The organism is Bifidobacterium ruminantium DSM 6489 (assembly GCF_000770925.1).
Taxonomy (GTDB): domain Bacteria; phylum Actinomycetota; class Actinomycetes; order Actinomycetales; family Bifidobacteriaceae; genus Bifidobacterium; species Bifidobacterium ruminantium.
Window position 1 is genome coordinate 86,353 of the sequence record NZ_JDTK01000002.1, and the last position, 17,512, is coordinate 103,864.

General features: G+C 60.9%; 17 protein-coding genes and 4 tRNA genes. 19 read left to right on the plus strand and 2 right to left on the minus strand.

Translation table 11 applies throughout. The features are described from left to right. Positions 1-25: 25 nt before the first annotated feature. Positions 26-673: a 5-formyltetrahydrofolate cyclo-ligase gene (locus OU26_RS01430; protein WP_026646529.1), complete on the minus strand. Its 648-nt coding sequence runs from the start codon at positions 671-673 to the stop codon at positions 26-28. A gap of 129 nt (positions 674-802) precedes the next feature. Between OU26_RS01430 and OU26_RS01435 the strand changes: the two genes are divergently transcribed. The 11 genes from OU26_RS01435 to dapC all read left to right on the plus strand — a co-directional run bounded on the left by OU26_RS01435 (position 803) and on the right by dapC (position 8,431). After that, the gene (locus tag OU26_RS01435; RefSeq protein ID WP_152571284.1) at positions 803-1,408 is read left to right on the plus strand and encodes a GNAT family N-acetyltransferase; all 606 of its coding nucleotides are present in this window, start codon (positions 803-805) and stop codon (positions 1,406-1,408) included. 68 nt (positions 1,409-1,476) lie between these two features. Further along, on the plus strand, positions 1,477-2,652 hold the full coding sequence (locus OU26_RS01440) for a hypothetical protein (RefSeq protein ID WP_026646527.1): 1,176 nt from the start codon (positions 1,477-1,479) through the stop codon (positions 2,650-2,652). 224 nt (positions 2,653-2,876) lie between these two features. Further along, positions 2,877-3,170, plus strand: coding sequence for a co-chaperone GroES (gene groES, locus OU26_RS01445; protein ID WP_011742802.1), 294 nt, complete (start codon positions 2,877-2,879; stop codon positions 3,168-3,170). A gap of 242 nt (positions 3,171-3,412) precedes the next feature. After that, positions 3,413-3,494 (plus strand) — tRNA-Tyr (locus OU26_RS01450). A gap of 1 nt (position 3,495) precedes the next feature. Further along, positions 3,496-3,567 (plus strand) — tRNA-Thr (locus tag OU26_RS01455). Positions 3,568-3,572: 5 nt separating this feature from the next. Beyond that, positions 3,573-3,646: transfer RNA gene (locus OU26_RS01460), tRNA-Met, on the plus strand. 51 nt (positions 3,647-3,697) lie between these two features. Further along, positions 3,698-3,868, plus strand: a complete 171-nt coding sequence (rpmG, locus tag OU26_RS01465) for a 50S ribosomal protein L33 (RefSeq protein ID WP_003807891.1) — start codon at positions 3,698-3,700, stop codon at positions 3,866-3,868. A gap of 61 nt (positions 3,869-3,929) precedes the next feature. Continuing rightward, positions 3,930-5,126: an FAD-binding protein gene (locus OU26_RS01470; protein ID WP_026646526.1), complete on the plus strand. Its 1,197-nt coding sequence runs from the start codon at positions 3,930-3,932 to the stop codon at positions 5,124-5,126. A gap of 122 nt (positions 5,127-5,248) precedes the next feature. Continuing rightward, positions 5,249-6,748, plus strand: coding sequence for an amino acid permease (locus OU26_RS01475; protein WP_026646525.1), 1,500 nt, complete (start codon positions 5,249-5,251; stop codon positions 6,746-6,748). Positions 6,749-6,781: 33 nt separating this feature from the next. Beyond that, positions 6,782-7,102, plus strand: a complete 321-nt coding sequence (fdxA, locus tag OU26_RS01480) for a ferredoxin (RefSeq protein ID WP_026646524.1) — start codon at positions 6,782-6,784, stop codon at positions 7,100-7,102. Between the two features lie 207 nt (positions 7,103-7,309). Further along, entirely contained in the window at positions 7,310-8,431 is a 1,122-nt protein-coding gene (dapC, locus tag OU26_RS01485) for a succinyldiaminopimelate transaminase (RefSeq protein WP_026646523.1), read from the plus strand. A gap of 61 nt (positions 8,432-8,492) precedes the next feature. Here the strand turns inward: dapC and OU26_RS01490 are convergent. Further along, positions 8,493-8,583 (minus strand) — tRNA-Ser (locus OU26_RS01490). A gap of 241 nt (positions 8,584-8,824) precedes the next feature. Here OU26_RS01490 and dinB point away from each other — a divergent pair. The 8 genes from dinB to rpsI all read left to right on the plus strand — a co-directional run bounded on the left by dinB (position 8,825) and on the right by rpsI (position 17,445). Next, the gene (gene dinB / locus OU26_RS01495) at positions 8,825-10,105 is read left to right on the plus strand and encodes a DNA polymerase IV (protein ID WP_026646522.1); all 1,281 of its coding nucleotides are present in this window, start codon (positions 8,825-8,827) and stop codon (positions 10,103-10,105) included. Positions 10,106-10,165: 60 nt separating this feature from the next. Beyond that, positions 10,166-11,533 (plus strand): CapA family protein, encoded by a 1,368-nt coding sequence (locus tag OU26_RS01500; protein WP_026646521.1) that lies wholly within the window; start codon positions 10,166-10,168, stop codon positions 11,531-11,533. Between the two features lie 73 nt (positions 11,534-11,606). Beyond that, on the plus strand, positions 11,607-12,599 hold the full coding sequence (locus OU26_RS01505) for a D-2-hydroxyacid dehydrogenase family protein (protein ID WP_026646520.1): 993 nt from the start codon (positions 11,607-11,609) through the stop codon (positions 12,597-12,599). A gap of 60 nt (positions 12,600-12,659) precedes the next feature. Beyond that, positions 12,660-13,298 carry an IMPACT family protein gene (locus tag OU26_RS01510; protein ID WP_026646519.1) on the plus strand — a complete coding sequence of 213 codons (639 nt, stop codon included), beginning with the start codon at positions 12,660-12,662 and terminating at the stop codon, positions 13,296-13,298. Positions 13,299-13,331: 33 nt separating this feature from the next. Next, positions 13,332-13,982 (plus strand): hypothetical protein, encoded by a 651-nt coding sequence (locus OU26_RS01515; protein ID WP_026646518.1) that lies wholly within the window; start codon positions 13,332-13,334, stop codon positions 13,980-13,982. Between the two features lie 69 nt (positions 13,983-14,051). Then, positions 14,052-16,214 carry a 4-alpha-glucanotransferase gene (gene malQ / locus OU26_RS01520; RefSeq protein WP_026646517.1) on the plus strand — a complete coding sequence of 721 codons (2,163 nt, stop codon included), beginning with the start codon at positions 14,052-14,054 and terminating at the stop codon, positions 16,212-16,214. Between the two features lie 269 nt (positions 16,215-16,483). After that, positions 16,484-16,933, plus strand: coding sequence for a 50S ribosomal protein L13 (gene rplM / locus OU26_RS01525; RefSeq protein WP_026646516.1), 450 nt, complete (start codon positions 16,484-16,486; stop codon positions 16,931-16,933). A gap of 20 nt (positions 16,934-16,953) precedes the next feature. Continuing rightward, complete coding sequence (gene rpsI, locus OU26_RS01530; protein WP_026646515.1) at positions 16,954-17,445, plus strand: 30S ribosomal protein S9; 492 nt, start codon at positions 16,954-16,956, stop codon at positions 17,443-17,445. Positions 17,446-17,512 lie beyond the last annotated feature (67 nt).

The following is a 17,512-nucleotide window of genomic DNA, read 5'->3' on the forward strand; positions in this document are numbered from 1 at the left end:
TCCCTGAGACCGTCCCGCAACCGTCCTATCCGCGGACGGCGTGGTAGCCGTCCGGAGTGAGCGTGCCGTCGACGGGGATGTCGTGCGGCTCGTGCGGCACCGTCGTATCCGTTGTCTCCCAAGGCCAGCATACGGCGATGACGCGGGCCGTCGCGCTGCGGCGCAACAGGGCGCGGTCGTACCATCCGCCGCCGCGTCCCAGTCGAAAACCATGTTCGTCCACGGCGAACGCGGGCACGATGACCAGCTCGGCCTCCGCGAGCGCCTCGGGGCCATCGGCGGCATTGTCCGGTTCCTGCGGGCGGTGAGTGTTGACGGAGCCGTCCACGTTGTGCTGATCCCGCAGGCCGTCGATGCCGTCCAATTCGCTCCAGCCGATTTCCATGCCGGCACCCAGACGTGGCACCAGCACACGGCAGTCCATATCGAACAACGTTTCCAGCAGGGGCGTCATCGGAATTTCGCTGCCCATGGAGACGAAGGCTGCGACCGTCGACCCGGGTCGGACCAATGCCGTTTCCCGCGCGCGTATGGCGAGCAGTCGGCCCGCCTCCTGCCGTTGTACGATGGTTGTCTTTTTGCGTTTTGCCAGGGCGTCCTTGCGCCATTGCTGCTTCAGCGCGCGTTGTGCCTCCGCATCTTCGGTCTCGTTGGTTCTTCCGTGCATGTCCATGACCCTTGTTGTATCACGCGTCTGTTGCATGGGAATGGTGATGGGGCGTGGGTGGGGCACAATGGAGGGGTGACGTTCTTTCAATCCTTAAACGGTATGCTGCATCATCCGGGGACAGATGACTTTGAGATGCCGGAATTCATCCAATCTCACAGCATGCGTGTTCCGGTGAGTCTGCGTCCGTTGACGTCGGCTGATTATGACGAATGGAACGAGGTCCGATGGCGCAACGACGCCTGGCTCAAGCCTTGGGAATCGAATGATCCGATGCATGGCGAGTCCATTTCGTATAAGGAATGGATGCGCAGGCTGCGTCGCAACGAGCGCGACGGCAGCGGGGCCGTGTTCGCCATCGAGCATCATGGCCGGATTGTCGGACAGGTGTCGTTGGGCGCGATCTGCTATGGCGCCATGCGTTCCGGTGTGGTCGGCTATTGGGTGGACGAGCGGTGCGCGGGGCGGAATTACGCGCCGATGGCGGTCGCGTTGATGGCGGATTGGGCGATGTTCGATGCGACGGGCCCCCGACTGCATCGCATGGAAATCGACATGTTGCCTGAGAACGAGCGTTCCCGGAACGTTGCGATCAAGCTCGGGGCGACATACGAGGGGAGACGTCGCGCGTATATGTACGTCAATGGACGGTGGCGGGATCATGAAAGCTATGTGCTGATGGCGGAGGACGCGCCCAACGGCTTCACAGCGCGTCTGATGTCCTCCATCTCATTCAGCTAACATTCAGAATCCGACACGCCGGTGGCTCGTCGCCGAGATTGTCGGAATGTCACTTATTCTTGTGACATATGGGTTATGAATCGTTAAGCACGGTGGTCGTGCTTGCGATCGTTGTCATCCTTATGGCCGTATGGCTTCCGAGACGGACAGTCAAGGGCATGAAGAGGGTGATTGAACATCGCGAGGATCGCTTTTCGCCGTCGCTGCATCTGGTTGATGCCGATAGCGGGACACGGTTTTCCGATGATACCGTCGCGAAAGCGAAAGGGGTTTTGATGCAGTCCACGCAGGCGCATGCGGGTGGAATGTCCGAGGAACGGATCGCGCAGGTCCGGTCTCTTCGACGCGCCGCCATTCGTCGTAGGCGGATGATTGTGCTTTCTTTGCTGGCGATTACGGTCGTCGTGCTGGTGTGCGCGCTTGCGTTGCATTTCAGTCCGCTGTTCGCATTGATTCCCGCGGCGTTGCTGGCGGTGGTGCTGGCATTGGGCATCAGGGCGTCCAAGCAGGCTGTCGCATGGGAGCGGAAGGTTTCCCGATACCGTTCCAGAATGAGGAAGCGTGCCGCGGCGGAGCGTGTCCGCGCGCAGAAGGAGCAGGCGGAGCGCGCCAAGCTCGACGGACGGGAGCCATCCGAAGACCGTCGAAGCGTCGATGACGAGCAGACCAAGACCGACGTGGTGCCCGCCGGTGAGATTCGCCAGGCGATTGATCAAGGCAAGGCCGATCGTGATGCCGCGGTGCTGAAACGCAGGGAGAATGCTGCTTCCAAGGTCGAAGCGCACCGCGTTCCTGCGGAAGAGGCTTCACCGGCCACGGACAGGGAAGCGGGGCTGTCCATCCATGATGAACGCGAGGATTCGGATGAGACTTCCGCGGTTGCCCGCACCAATGCGCCCCAGGATCTGATTTCCTTCTCGCTGGGGTCGCCGCGTGACGGAAACGACATTGCCGAGGACGCTCCGGAAAGCATGGAGATCAAATCCACCAAACAGGTCGCCAAGGCCGTGCCCGTTTCGGATGGCGGGACTGGCGACGAGCCGCTGATCGTGCCGAGCGGCGCGATCAGCGCCATGGATTCCGATGAGGCCGCCGTCCGTGTGGAGGAAGGCGTGCATCTCAAGGCGGTGGATGTCTCGGGATTCCATGATGCCGAAGTCCGCGCCGACGTGGACGCTCCGGATGCCACCTCCGATTCCTTGGGAACCGGTCTCGAGGCGATTCTGGCCCGTCGCAGCGCCTGACGAAACGCTTGGACGATTGTTCGCGAAGCCTGGAACCTTATTGGTTCCAGGATTTTTTCATAATTTCTCTCACAGCGTTAGCACTCGAGTTGGCAGAGTGCTAATAATCGCGCTAGGATAAGGCTCAGCGCGAAAAGGACGACGCCGTAAGTGATCGTCAGCCTCTTGCTAGCGGGTCCCGGCGCGGTAAGTATCGATTTCTCTTAAGAAAGAGGAGGTCCACAGTGTCGATCTCACTCACACCGTTGGAAGACAAGATCATCGTCAAGCAGGCGGAAGCCGAGACCCAGACCGCATCTGGTCTGTTCATTCCGGACAACGCCAAGGAGAAGCCGCAGCAGGGTGAAGTCCTGGCTGTCGGCCCGGGTCGTCGTAACGATGCCGGCGAGCGTATTCCGGTCGACGTCAAGGTCGGCGACAAGGTCCTGTACTCCAAGTACGGCGGCACCGAGGTGCACTATCAGGGTGAGGACTACCTCATCGTTTCCGCCCGCGACATCCTGGCCATCCTCGGCTGAGAGCTGCGCGTAGCCGTCGAAACCCCGTTTCCCGCATATTGCGATTCGCAAGATGTGGGAGGCGGGGTTTCTTCGTTTTGCGGCTCCGATTTGCGTCGTATGGCGTCGATTGGCGTAAATCGTTGGAATTTCAACGATTTGCGATGATTTCGAGCGTCGCGACACGCCGTATTTGCGTAAATCGACCGGTCTGTGGCATACTAAACGGGTTGCCGGTTGGGGTTCAACCAAACAGGCAGCACGGCGGATTTCCCAAGCGGTCAAAGGGAACTGACTGTAAATCAGTCGCCTCGTGCTTCAGTGGTTCGAATCCACTATCCGCCACGCCTCGATAGCTCAGTGGTAGAGCACTTCCTTGGTAAGGAAGAGGTCGTGAGTCCGATTCTCACTCGAGGCTCTCATGGCGGGATAGCTCAGCTGGCTAGAGCGTACGACTCATAATCGTAAGGTCAAGAGTTCGAGTCTCTTTCTCGCTACAAAGGCCGACGGCATGTCGGTATAGCAACGAACCACAAGAGGTGAACTAGATGGCAAGCAAGAGCGCCGACATTCGTCCGGGCATCACGCTGGCATGCACCGAGTGCAAGGAGCGTAACTACATCACGACGAAGAACCGCCGTAACACGCCGGATCGTCTTGAGCTCAAGAAGTTCTGCTCCCGCTGCGGCAAGCAGACCGTGCATCGCGAAACCCGCTGAACGGAAACAAACTTTCGAAACCCGACCAATTTGGTCGGGTTTTTTGTTACTCTGGAGCGCTATGACAAGTTTTGCAGATCTCACCACCATCGGCGTCGGCGGACATATCGCCGTTCTCCTGGAACCAACCACACGCGACGGCGTCATCGAAGCCGTCGAGGACGCGTATTCCAAAGGCAAGCCGCTGTGCGTGATCGGCGGCGGATCCAACATGCTCGTGGACGACGCTCCCTTCGACGGAGTGGTGGTTCGCGACGCACGACGTTCCATCAACGTGCTGGATGGAACGTCTTCTTCGGAGGAAGATGGGCGTGTCGTGCGTGTCAACGCCGAGGCGGGCTGCAATTGGGATGATTTCGTCGATTATTGCATAGGTCTCGGTCTGGAGGGCGTGGAAGGACTGTCCGGCATCCCCGGCACCGTCGGCGCGTCCGTGGTGCAGAACATCGGCGCGTACGGCCAGGAGGTCGCCTCCAGCGTCGAAAACGTGGAGGTATGGGATCGCAAGGAGCATACGATTGCGCAGCTGCGCAAGGATCAGCTTGCGTTCGGATACCGCATGAGCGCCCTCAAGGCCAGCATGTACAGCGCTCCAGCCACTCCGGCGGGGGAGTTCTTCCCGACGCCGCGTTATGTGGTGCTGTCGGTTACCTTCGCGTTGCGTCGTAGCGCGACCGGCGTGGTCGGCTATGGACAGCTCGCCAAGGCGTTGGGCGTCGAAGTGGGCGATCGCATGGAAACCGCGGATATCCGCAACGCGGTACTCAAAGTGCGCGCCGCGAAAGGCATGCTGGAGGATGCGCATCGCTATGCGGAACCGGCCATGCAGGGCACCAAGAAGCCGCGTCTGGTCGACATCGCGCTCGAAGTGCAAGCCAAAGGCGGCGTCGATGGCGTGGATCCCAATCGGCATAGTTGCGGAAGCTTTTTCATGAACCCGATTCTGACCGCGGAACAGTCCGAAACGCTCCCCAAGGACGCGCCGCGCTTCGACGCCGTGCTGCCGGACGGCCGTCCGGGCGTCAAGACCTCCGCCGCATGGCTCATCGACCATGCCGGATTTCACAAGGGATTCAAGATCAACGAGGCCGCGCCAGCCGGACTGTCCACGTTGCACACCTTGGCGTTGACCAATCGCGGTGGCGCCGGTTCGAAGGACGTCGCGCGTCTCGCCCGCGCCATCCAGGACGGCGTCGAAAAAGCCTACGGCATCCGGCTGGTGCCGGAGCCCGTCGTCATCGGCATGGATCTTCGCTGAACCGATATCTCAGGTGGCGTACGAAACACGCATGATGTGACATTCGCGTCCTATACTTGCCCCTTGTTCCACGAGAATGTGACGATTGAAGCGTGGAATAGGCAGAGAACGAAGGACGACATATGAACGTGTTCCGTAAGAAATCCGTCGAACAGACCCTGGCGGAGACAGGGGAGTCCGGCCATGCGCTCAAGCGCGACCTGACCTGGTGGGATCTCGCCATCATGGGCGTGGCGGTGGCCGTGGGAGCAGGCATCTTCTCCATCGGCGCGCAGGCGGCCGCATTCTATGCCGGACCGGCGGTGGTGCTGAGCTTCCTGATCGCTGGCGTGGTGTGCGGCGCGGCCGTGATGTGCTACGCCGAATTCGCCTCCATGATTCCGGTGGCCGGCTCCGCATACACCTTCACCTACACCACCGTCGGCGAGATCGTGGCATGGGTGATCGGCTGGGATCTGATTCTTGAGATGCTCATGGCCGGCTCGGTCGTCTCCAAATACTGGGGCGTGTACCTGAACCAGTTCTTCGAACTGATCGGCTGGAACATCAACACCAATATCTCCATCGGCTCGTTCAACTTCGACCTGGCTCCGATCGTCATCGTCGCCTTCTTCACCACGCTGCTGGTGCTCGGCACCAAAATCGGCGCGCGCGTGGACGGCGCGCTCACCATCCTGAAAATCGCCATCGTGGTGTTCATCGTGGTTGTTGGCTTCTTCTACGTCAAAGCCGAGAATTTCACCCCATTCATCCCGCCGAGCGAACCGGCCGCCTCCACCGACGGCTCCGGCTTTTCCGCCGTCATGGAGCAGCCGCTGTGGCAGTGGGCCACCGGCATGGCGCCCAGCATCTACGGCGTGACGGGCATCATCTCCGGCGCCGCCCTGGTGTTCTTCGCGTTCCTCGGCTTCGACGTCGTGGCCACCGCCTCCGAAGAAACCATCAACCCCAAGAAGAACGTTCCGCTGGGCATCGGCGTGGGCATGGGACTGATCATTGTGCTGTACACCCTCGTGGCCGTCGTCACTACCGGCATGGTCTCCTACAAGGACCTCGCCAAGCAGAAGGATCCGTCGTTGGCCGTCGCGTTCAAGATGGTCGGCGCCGACTGGGCCGCGAAGATCATCAGCCTCGGCATCGTCATCGGCATGGCCACCGTGGTCATGGTGCTGCTGCTGGGTCTGACGCGAGTGGTGTTCGCCATGAGCCGTGACGGTCTGCTGCCTCGCGGTCTGAGCCATACCGGCAAGCATGGCACTCCGGTGCGCCTGCAGATCATCGTCGGCGTGGTCATGGCGTTGATCGCGGCCTGCTGCAACGTCGGCATCCTGTCCGACATGGTGAACATCGGCACGCTTTCGGCGTTCACGCTCGTCGCCATCTCCATCCCGATCATGCGCAAGAAGCGCCCCGATCTGGAACGCTCCTTCAAGATCCCAGGCAATCCGTGGGTGCCGATTCTGATCGCGATCGCCAACCTGTGGCTGATGGTCAATCTGAGCGTGCTCACTTGGATCCGCTTCGTGGTCTGGCTCATCGTCGGCTTCGCCATCTACTTCGGCTACGGCTACCGCCACGCCCGGCTCGGCACCGGCGAACTCGAAGTTGCCAAGCAAGAGTAATCTGGAACGGTACGTGTTGTTGAGGAGGTAACCATGCCATATGTCGTCGCTCAGCCGTGTGTGGATGTCAAGGACAAGGCCTGTGTGGACGAATGTCCGGTCGATTGCATCTACGAGGGCTCCCGTTCCTTGTACATCAATCCGAACGAATGCGTCGATTGCGGCGCCTGCGAGCCGGTGTGCCCGACCGAGGCCATCTTCTACGAGGATGACCTGCCGGAGGAGTGGGCTTGGTACAAGGATGCCGCCGTCAGCTTCTTCGCCGAAGTGGGCGATCTGGGCGGCGCTTCCGCCGCTGGCCCGATCGGCAAGGACCCGGAGCAGGTCGCCGCGCTTCCTCCGCAGAACCAGTGACCATGGCTTGTTGAACCGTCGTGCCGTCCATTTTGCTCGTCGAGCGGATTTGGACGGCCGATTCGTTTTCTGGACCGGTTCGACTTCGACGTTTCCATGCGCCGAAGGCGAACCGGTTTTTCGTATGGACGGACGACCATGCCGTCGGGCCGATTGCCGTATGCTGGAGCATGGTTTGAGATTCCCGTTGGAAAAGGAGACTTACGGATGGGCTTTCATGAGTTCTCGTCACCGTACGATTGGTCGCGCATCGCATCCTACAAGCGCACGGCGAAGGCCGCGTTCGGCGGCATGATCGACCTGTCCGTCGGATCTCCCGTCGACCCCGTGCCCGATTCGGTGCGCAAGGCGCTCGCCATCTCGTCGAACGATCCGAACGCGTACGGTTATCCCGTCACGGCCGGCACCGCCGATTTGCGCGACGCCATCCATGAATGGTTCTCCTCCAATCGCGGCGTCGACCTGCATGCGTTGGACGCCGACGTGGTGCCAACGGTCGGTTCCAAGGAAGGCGTCGCGTTGATGGCGTCGCTGTTACATTTCGGCGAGGGCGATGTCGTGGTGCAGCCGAAAGTGTCGTATCCGACCTACGAGATCGGCACGCAGCTGGCGGGTGCGCGAACATTGAAGGTCGACGACGTGTCCGACGTCGATTCTTGGAAGGACGTGCCCGGCGTCAAGGCCGTATGGGTCAATTCGCCATGCAATCCGACCGGCGAGGTGCTGTCCGCGGAACGGATGTCCGGCATCGTCCATGCCGCGCGCTCGATTGGCGCCGTCGTGCTGTCGGATGAATGCTATGCGCTGATGCGATGGGGAGCCGAGGGCGCGGCGCCGTGCGCGTTGCAGGCTGACGTGTGCGGCGGCTCCGCCGAAGGCGTGCTGGTGCTGTATTCGTTGAGCAAGCAGAGCAATATGGCCGGATATCGTACGGCGTTCATCGCCGGAGACCGGTCGTTGGTTGAGCCGATGACGGCTTATCGCAAGCAGATCGGACAGATCATTCCCGGTCCGGTGCAGGCCGCGATGGCCGCCGGACTGCGTGACATGGACGCCGTCCGGACGCAGCACGCGCGTTACGAGGAGCGTCTCGGCACATTGGTGGGCGCTTTGCGCGCGTACGGCTATTGCACGGACATGCCCCAAGGCGCGTTGTATGTGTGGGTGAAGGCCAAATCCGGCGATTGCTGGGAGGATATGCGACAGCTTGCCGAAATCGGCATCATCGCCAGTCCCGGTGAGTTTTATGGAGCTCCGGAATATCTGCGGTTCTCCGCCACCGCCAGCGATGAGGCGATCGCGGCCGCTGCCGAAAGACTGGCCCGGTGACGTCGGCCGAAAGACGGTGGAAAACGAAAAGGACCTCCGAACGATCGGAGGTCCTTTTTTGTGGCGGAGTCAGAGGGATTCGAACCCTCGAGCCGCTAAACACGACTAACACCTTAGCAGGGTGCCCCTATCGGCCACTCAGGCATGACTCCACTGTATACGCCAATACATGACGCAACAGCATATGACTATAGCACCTATTCTCCGCGCAAAACACCATATTCGGGAAAAATGTGGAAAAGAGCTCGGGCGGAGCCGGAGGGATTCGAACCCTCGAGCCTTCTTTGGCGCTCCTTGCGGAATGCCCGGATGTGACACGCCGTCATGTTCGCTCATTCCAGAGTGTTCGAACATTTGTTCCAAAAATGATGGAATGTCGTATATCATGGAACCATGAGCACGGCACCGAGAATAGCAGCGGCCAAACGTGACTGGGGTCACGATGAGACCGGATGCACGGTGCTGCACATCGACATGGACGCCTTCTTCGCGTCCCTTGAAGTGGCCAGACATCCTGAGTATGCGGGCAGGCCGGTGATCATCGGCATTGGCAACCGATCCGTGGTGTCGGCGGCGAATTACGAAGCTCGCAGATACGGCATCAACTCGGCCATGGCGAGTTCTCGGGCACGAAGACTATGCCCCGACGGCGTCTTCCTGCCGGTGGACATACGCTACTACCGTGAGATGTCCAGGCGCATCTTCACCGAGGTGTTCTCTCAAGTCACCGACCGCATCGAACAGGTTTCCGTGGACGAATGCTACATGGACGTGTCCGGCGCGCTGCTGAAGTGGAAAAGCCCGCGCGCCATCGGCGCCTGGATCCGTGAGAGGGTCGCGGCCAGATACCGCATCACATGCTCGGTCGGCATCGCGGGAAACAAACTGGTCGCCAAAATGGCGTCCACCAACGCCAAACCGGACGGCATGCTCATGATTCCTTTGGCTCGGCACGCCGAATTCGTGCAGATGATGCCGTTGCGAGGCATTCCGGGCATCGGACCATCCCTGGAGAAACGTCTGAACGCGTGGGGCGTCGATTCCGTGGCCGATCTGGCGAAAATGAGTGTCGAATCGCTTGAACGCGTCACAGGGTCGGCCGTCGGCGCTCGCGGGCTGTACATGGCGGCGCGTGGAATGGACGATCGTCCCGTCGCGCCGCGTGCCCCGGAGAAATCCGTTGGCGCGGAGCGTACGTTCGACACGGACACCCAGGATATGCGCAAGGTGACGTCCATGCTCCGCAGATGCTGCGATGACGTGGCAAGCGCATTGCGGCGGAAGGGTTTCGTGGCGCGAAAGGTCATGGTGAAGCTGCGTTTTCCCGATCTGAGCTATGCCACGAAGGGGCGCACGCTGGAAAGTCCGACGGATGTGGCTGGCGTGCTCTATCCGCAGTGCGTATCTCTGCTGCTGTCCATGATGGACATGCCTGAGGATTCCGCCGGCGCGGTGTCCTTGGCAAGGCCTGTGCGTCTCGCCGGCATGAGCGCGGGTGGACTGGTCAAGGCGGAGGATGCGGTGATGCAGCCTTCCTTCGATGACATGTTCGATGATCGGGGCCATGAATCGACTGGTTCGGTGGCTCAATCGGAGCGGATGCGCGGCGCCGAGGCCGCGTTGGACGCGGTGCGGCTCAAATATGGCAACGGCGTTGCCCATTTGGGGATATGACGGGCGGCGCATCGGATAATCTTGGATATCGAGAGAGAAAGAGATAGAAAAGGGGATGTTATGAAATACCGGAAGAATGCGGTGTATGCCCGCAATCCGGAAGTGCTGACCGCGGGGCGTCGCAGGCTGGCCATCATCTGCGTGGTCGTGCTCGTCGCGGCGCTTGCGGTGGGTGGATGGTTCCTGACAAGGCATTTCGTCGTAACACGGCATGCTGCGGAAACGCAATCCGCAACGCGGGCGGATACGGTCAAGCAAAAGAAGCCGAGCGTGAAGGAAGGCGAGCCGAAGGAGCATCACGGTAATTCCCCTGATTGTCCGGATACCGACTGCATCGCCATGATGGTCAATGGCGATCTGCTGTTCCATCCGGGATTGTGGGACAATTTCGCCGGAGCCGATACCACCGCGACTGATGGAACGGCCTATGACTTCACCAGCCTGTTCGAGCCGATGCGCAAATACATCGACGCCTCCGACATCGCGGTCTGCGAATTCGAGACGCCGATTGCGCCCCGTGGAGGTCCGTACGCCGGATATCCGGTTTTCAACATCCCCTCCGAAGTCGCCGACGCGGCGGCAAAAGTCGGATACCGCGCCTGTACGCACGCGTCGAACCATTCGTGGGATCAGGGCGCGGATGGCATCGCTCGTCTGTGGGACACCCTTGAACAGGATGGCATCGCTCAGACGGGTTCGTATAAGACCGAGGAGGATTCCACCAAACCGTTGGTCATCGATTCACCGACTGGAGGCGGCAAGCTGGGTCTGGTCGCGGGAACCGTCTCGCTGAACGCGCAGACTCCTGACTACGACTGGCGTGTGGATCGTCTGCGTGAAAGCGGCGATCCGAACCACCAATCCGACATCGACAGAGCCGTGGCCAAAGCCAAGGAGGCCCGCAAACAGGGAGCCGATGTGGTGGCCATCGCCATGCATTCCGTGCAGGAATACCTCGACTATGCCGATTCCTGGCAGCAGTCCGAAGCCCACGAATTGGCCGATACGGGCGCGTTCGACGTGATTTACGGCGCCGGATGCCATTGCGCTCAGCCCATCGAGAACTACAACGGCACGTGGATCATCTACGGTTTGGGCAATGCGGTGACCGAGTCGGCCAACACGCCGGACACCCTGGTCAACAACCAAGGTGTGACGGCTCGCGTGCAGTTCGCCGGTAAAAAGGGCGTGGCCGGATCGTGGAGGGTCAGCCGCATCGACTGGGTGCCGACCGCGAACATGCGCCAAGGACGGTACCAGTGGTGTCCGATATCCAGCGATCATCCGGACGGAGCCTGTTGGAACGAGACCGAAGACGCCAACCAGCGGCAACGTATCTGGAACGTGATTTACTCCATGGGGGCCGATCAGCAGGTGGTTCGCGAGTGGAATATCACCGCGGAGCAGACGAATTCGTCCGGGAAATAGCGTTTCGTGGCACAATGTGCCATGTAGAAGCTGCAATGGTATGCGCGGTTCCGCGCGCTGTGAGGTGAAAGACATGGATGGAATCTTCGAGACCCAACCCGAACGGACCGATCTGCCGCTGGTGGTCATGCCGGTGGTCATCGCTTCGATGATCGAACCGTTCAAGAAGAACTTCGCGATGCTGGAGAACGTGGCCCGCGTACGCATGTATGAGGATTTCACACTCGACGAGGACACCATTGTGGAACGGTGCAAGGATGCGGACGCCGTCATGGTCATCGGATTCCACTGCACCGACGCCATCCTCGACCGCCTTCCGAACGTCAAATGCTACGCGTTCGGCGGCACCGGCGTGGCCAGCTACATCAACCTGGACAAGTCGAAGGAACGCGGCATCCGCGTCTGCAATGTGCTGCACTATGGCGACCATGCCGTCGCGGAGCATACGATGGCGCTGCTTATGGAGCTGACCAGGCATGCCGGCGCGCTCGACGCGCAGGTCAAGCAGGGGGATTGGGATGGCGCCGACGGCTTCGAACTGTTCGGCAAGAGGCTCGGCATCATCGGCCTCGGCGGCATCGGGCAGACCGTGGCTGGCATCGCCAAGGCATTCGGCATGAAGGTGTCCGCATGGAACTCCCATGTGCCGGCGCAGGTGTTCGCCGATCTGGGCGTCACCCCTGTGGACGATATGAACGAGCTGATTGCCGGTTCCGATGTGGTCTCCGTGCATATGCCGCTGCTTGATTCCACCCGTGGCATCATCGCCGCGGAGAACCTCGAGGCGCTGCGCCCGGGAACCTTGTTCGTCAACACCGCGCGTGCCGAAGTGATCGAACCTGGCGCCCTGCTGGCAAGGCTCCAGCGTGGAGACATTCCGGCGGCGCTCGACGTGTTCGAGCATGAGCCGCTGACCGCCGACGACCCGCTGTGCAAGATCCCCGGCATCGTGCTCACCCCGCATATCGCATGGCGCACCGATGGCGCATACATCGGTCTGACCAAGCAGGTCGTGCAGTCCATCACGGCCTTCTTCAAGGGCGAGGATTTCAACGTCGTCGTCTGATCTGGAATCCTGCGCCGGAGCTTATGCGGCTGGTCGGCGCGGTTGGATAGGTTGGATGGCATGCAGACCATACTTGATTCCGTCGATCGGCCGGCGCACGACGCCTTCATCGAAAAGAAGTCGGAATTCATCGGTGACGCCTGCCATATCGAATCGCTGGATGACGCCCTTGCGTTCGTCCAGACGATTCGCGACCTGCATCCAAAGGCCCGCCATGTCGCCTACGCGGCGGTGTGCGGAGGCTCCGGCGGCCGTCTTGCGGAGCGTATGAGCGATGACGGCGAGCCTTCCGGCACCGCGGGCAAGCCTATCCTCGATGTGCTGCGCGCCAACGAGATGACCGATTGCGTGGTCGCGGTCACGCGGTATTTCGGCGGCATCCTGCTTGGATCGGGCGGATTGATCCGCGCCTATTCGACGGGCGCCTCGATCGCCGTCAAGGCCGCGTCCAAAGCGAGGATCGTGCCATGCCGTGAATATCGGGTGAAGCTCGACTATCCGCAGCTCGGCGGTTTCCAGAACCTATTGGCGTCGGTGGAGGGCGAGCAGGCTGACGCGCAGTACACCGACCGGGTCGTATTGTCCGTGGTGGTGCCGATGGAGCATGCGGGCGTCTTCGAGGCGCGGGTCACGGAGACGTTCAACGCCACGGTTTCGCCGCAGCCCGTGGGCACGTCCAACCGGCCGGTCAGGCTATGAAGCCGAAAATGATGAAAGCGTGAGGTGAGCACTATGAGTGAGGCTGGGAACAACCCGAACGATGACAATCAGAAAACCGATGGAACCGCGGATTTCGAGCCGCTGACCGCCACGTATGAACGGTTGCGGCATTCCGATGATTCCGCCGCCTTGAGTGAATTCGCGAGACGTCCGTTGCCGGACCGTTCCGATCAGGCTGCGTTTTCCCGGGCCACCGCACTGCTGGAGGCGGTCGCGGGAAACGCCCACACGCCGCTGGAGGATCGCGTGTTCCTAGCCGAGACCATGCCGTTCCCGAACATCCTGGTCAAACTGTCCACCGACGAATCACCTGAGGTGCGCAAGGCCGTCGCTGGAAATTCCGATGACAAGAATTGGCTGGTCGGCAGGCTGACCAAGGACGAATCCCCCGAAGTGCGCGCGACCGCGTTGCGCAACAAGCGCACGTCGTGGAAGATGCGTCTTGAAGGCGCCGAGGATCCGAGCATGGATGCCGACACGCTGGACTTCCTCGGCGCGCTGGGCACGCAGATCGAGCCGGATGCCCCGGTGGTACTCGCCACCATGGTGCGTAGGGCCGTGGCGCTGAACCCGAACGTCTCCGATCGGATGCTCCAACAGCTGGCGCAGGACGATGCTGGCGATGTGCGGAAGGCGGCCGAACGCCACCTTGCGGAAAAATAGTTGCATACGTTGTCATTTTTATGAGATTTTCGCGCGTGGTGCGCTTGTTTTATGCCTACACTGGGAGGCATGACAGAACAGACCGAAAACGCAACGCGTCTCGCCCGTCCGCTCATTCGTCTGGCAAAGCTGGTGGGTGTCGCCACCAGCTACGTCGGTATGAGCCATGATTACCACGAAATCGAAGACGATGTTCTAGTGGCGGTGCTCAAGGCGCTTGGTATTGACGCTTCCAACGACGAGGCGATCAACCAGTCCATCACATCCATCAAGTCCGAGCGCGAGACGCGCGTCGTGGCTCCGACGGTGCTGCATATCGTCGGCAAGGAAAGCAAGGTGGAGGTCCACGGCGGCGTGTTCGACGTGCCGGAAGCCACCATCACGCTGGAGAACGGCGAACGGTTCACCGGCGCCATCGCCCATGAGGGTGGCGAGAAGGCGGCCAGCAGCGTCGGCGGAGATTTCTTCTGCACGTCGTATCTGGTGCTGCCAGCCGACCTTCCCGAGGGGTACCACACCCTTACCGTCGCCGTCGGCGATCGAAAGGCGACTGCAACCGTTATCAGCGCGCCGGAGAAAATCGATCTGCTCGACGATATGAAGCAGGGCTCCTTGTGGGGCTGGATGAGCCAGCTGTACTCCATCCGTTCCAAGGGATCCTGGGGCGTGGGAGACTTCGAGGATCTGAAGACCATGCTGGTCGAATCCAAGAAGAAGACCGGCGCCGACTTCATGCTCATCAACCCGATGCACGCCGCGGAACCCGTGCCTCCGTTGACGCCGTCGCCGTATCTGCCGATCTCCCGTCGCTTCATTAATTTCAGCTATATCCGTCCGGAATCCATGCCGGAATACCTCACGCTCTCCCATGAGGACAGGGCCGAGGTCGACGCGCTGCACGAGCAGGTCGAATCGCTGAACGACGATGCGAACCTCATTGACAGGGACGCCATGTGGCGTGTCAAGAAACACGCGCTGTGGATCATTTACAAGGCCGGTCGTACCAAGGCTCGTCAGGCGGATTTCGATCGTTACCTCGCCGATTGCGGCGACGAGATCGAATCCTATGCGACGTGGTGCCTGTGCTACGACAAGTGGGGCGCTCCCGCCGACGACGCCGACAATTGGGTCCGCAAATACAATCGCGATTCCGAGGAAGTCGCGCATCTGCGCGAGAAGTACCCGGACACCCTGGAGTTCTACCGCTGGCTGGAATGGGTCGCCACTGAGCAGCTCCACTCCGCGCAGCAGGCCGCCCGCAGGGTCGGCATGAAGATCGGCATCGTCGCGGACATGGCCGTCGGCGTGCATCCCGCGGGCTCCGATGTGTGGTGGAATCCGGAACGGTTCGCCAAGGGCGCCACGGTCGGCGCTCCGCCTGACATGTTCAACCAGCAGGGGCAGGATTGGAGCCAGCCGCCGCTGAACCCGATCGCCTTGGAGCAGACCGGTTTCCAGGTCTACCGCGACATGGTGCATGGCATGTTTGCCAACGCTGGCGCGGTGCGCATCGACCATATCCTCGGCCTGTTCCGCCTGTGGTGGATTCCGGAAGGCAAGCCGGCCACCGACGGCACATACGTGCATTACGATTCCGATATCATGCTGGGCATCCTGGCTCTGGAGGCGTCCCGCGCAGGCGGCGTCGTGGTGGGCGAGGACCTTGGCGTGGTACCGGCCTACGTATCCAAGTCGCTGTCCGAGCATGGCATTCTTGGTTGCGCCGTGGAATGGTTCGAGCAGAACGATGGCGTGTTCCGCGCGCCGAAGGATTGGCGTCCGTACGCGTTGGCCTCCGTCAACACGCACGACATGCCGCCGGCGGCCGGCTATCTCGAGTACGGCCATGTCAAACTGCGCGAGGAGCTCGGGCTGCTGTCCGGACCGGTGGAGGAATTCCAGAAGTCCGCGACGGCCGAGCACAACGCCATGCTGCGCATGCTGGTTGAGGAAGGCTATCTCGACCAGGCCGCGTTGGAGGACGAAGCCGCCAACGAGAATGAGATTATCGACGCTTTGTACCGCGGACTGAAGGGTTCCCCGTGCAAGCTCATGGCGGCCTCCATCGTGGATGCGGTCGGTGAGAAGCGCACGCAGAACCAGCCGGGCACCAACAACGAATATCCGAACTGGCGCATTCCGCTGGCTGACGGCGAAGGCAACGTGGTGCCGCTTGAGAAGCTCTTCGACGAGCCCCGCCTGCAGGAGATCACCGCCATCATGCGTGGCTGATCGTTCCGAAGACATGCGGCAGGGTGTCCACGGGCAAGTCGTCCGTGGACACCCTTGTTTTTCGTGTTGCCGAATGTCAAGGCGGACGATACACTAGTAGATTGTTGTGTTTCCCTACGGGGTCCTTCAAAGCGCTTTTCCCACTCGCCATCGAGGACTTTCAGGGAGCCCACGGATAATGAGACCTGAAAACGGCATTATTCCGCGCCTAACCAACGTGCATGATGCTGATGGATGGTCCGGAACACAATATATAGAAAAGGTACATCGTGAAAACTTTCACTCCGAAGCCAGCTGATCTGACTCACGACTGGTACGTCATCGACGCCACCGACGTGGTGCTCGGCCGTCTCGCTTCCCAGGCAGCGATTCTGCTGCGTGGCAAGAACAAGCCGACCTACGCTCCGCACGCCGATTCCGGCAACCACGTGATCATCCTCAATGCCGACAAGATCGCTCTGACCGGCAACAAGTTGAGCAAGGAACTGTACATGCACTCCGGTCGTCCGGGTGGCCTGCGTCGCGATAGCTACGCTCAGCTGCTCAAGACCAACCCCGAGCGCATCATCAAGTCTGCCATCAAGGGCATGCTGCCGAAGAACCGTCTGGCCAAGGTTCAGCTGGATCGTCTCCACATCGTTCGCGGTGCCGAGCATCCGTACGCTGGCATGAAGCCGCAGGTTTTCGAGATCGCCCAGGTCTCGCAGCAGGCTAAGTGAACCGAAGGGAGATAAGAAACATGGCTGAAAACACCAACAACTCCGCGGTTCTCGAGACCGAAGAGGAGCTCACCTCGTACACCACCGAGACCAACGCTGGCGCTGGCACCGGTACTTCCACCATCGCTCCGGGCTATGGCACCGGTCGTCGTAAGGAAGCCGTCGCTCGTGTCCGCCTGGTTCCGGGCACCGGCAAGTGGACCATTAATGGTCGCACCCTGGAAGAGTACTTCCCGGCCAAGCTGCTGCAGCGTGAGGTCAACTCCCCGATCGTGTTGCTCAAGCTCGAAGGCAAGTTCGACGCTATCGTCCTCGTCGACGGTGGCGGCACCACCGGCCAGGCTGGCGCAATCCGCCTGGGCGTTGCCCGCGCTCTGAACGCCATCGATCGCGATGCGAACCGCGCCACCCTGAAGAAGGCTGGCTTCCTGACCCGCGACGCCCGCGTCGTGGAACGCAAGAAGGCCGGTCTGCACAAGGCACGTCGCGCTCCGCAGTTCTCGAAGCGCTAAAGCTTATCAAGCTTTACGAAACCCCTCGGAAACCATTCGGTCTCCGAGGGGTTTTCTCGTTTTCGGA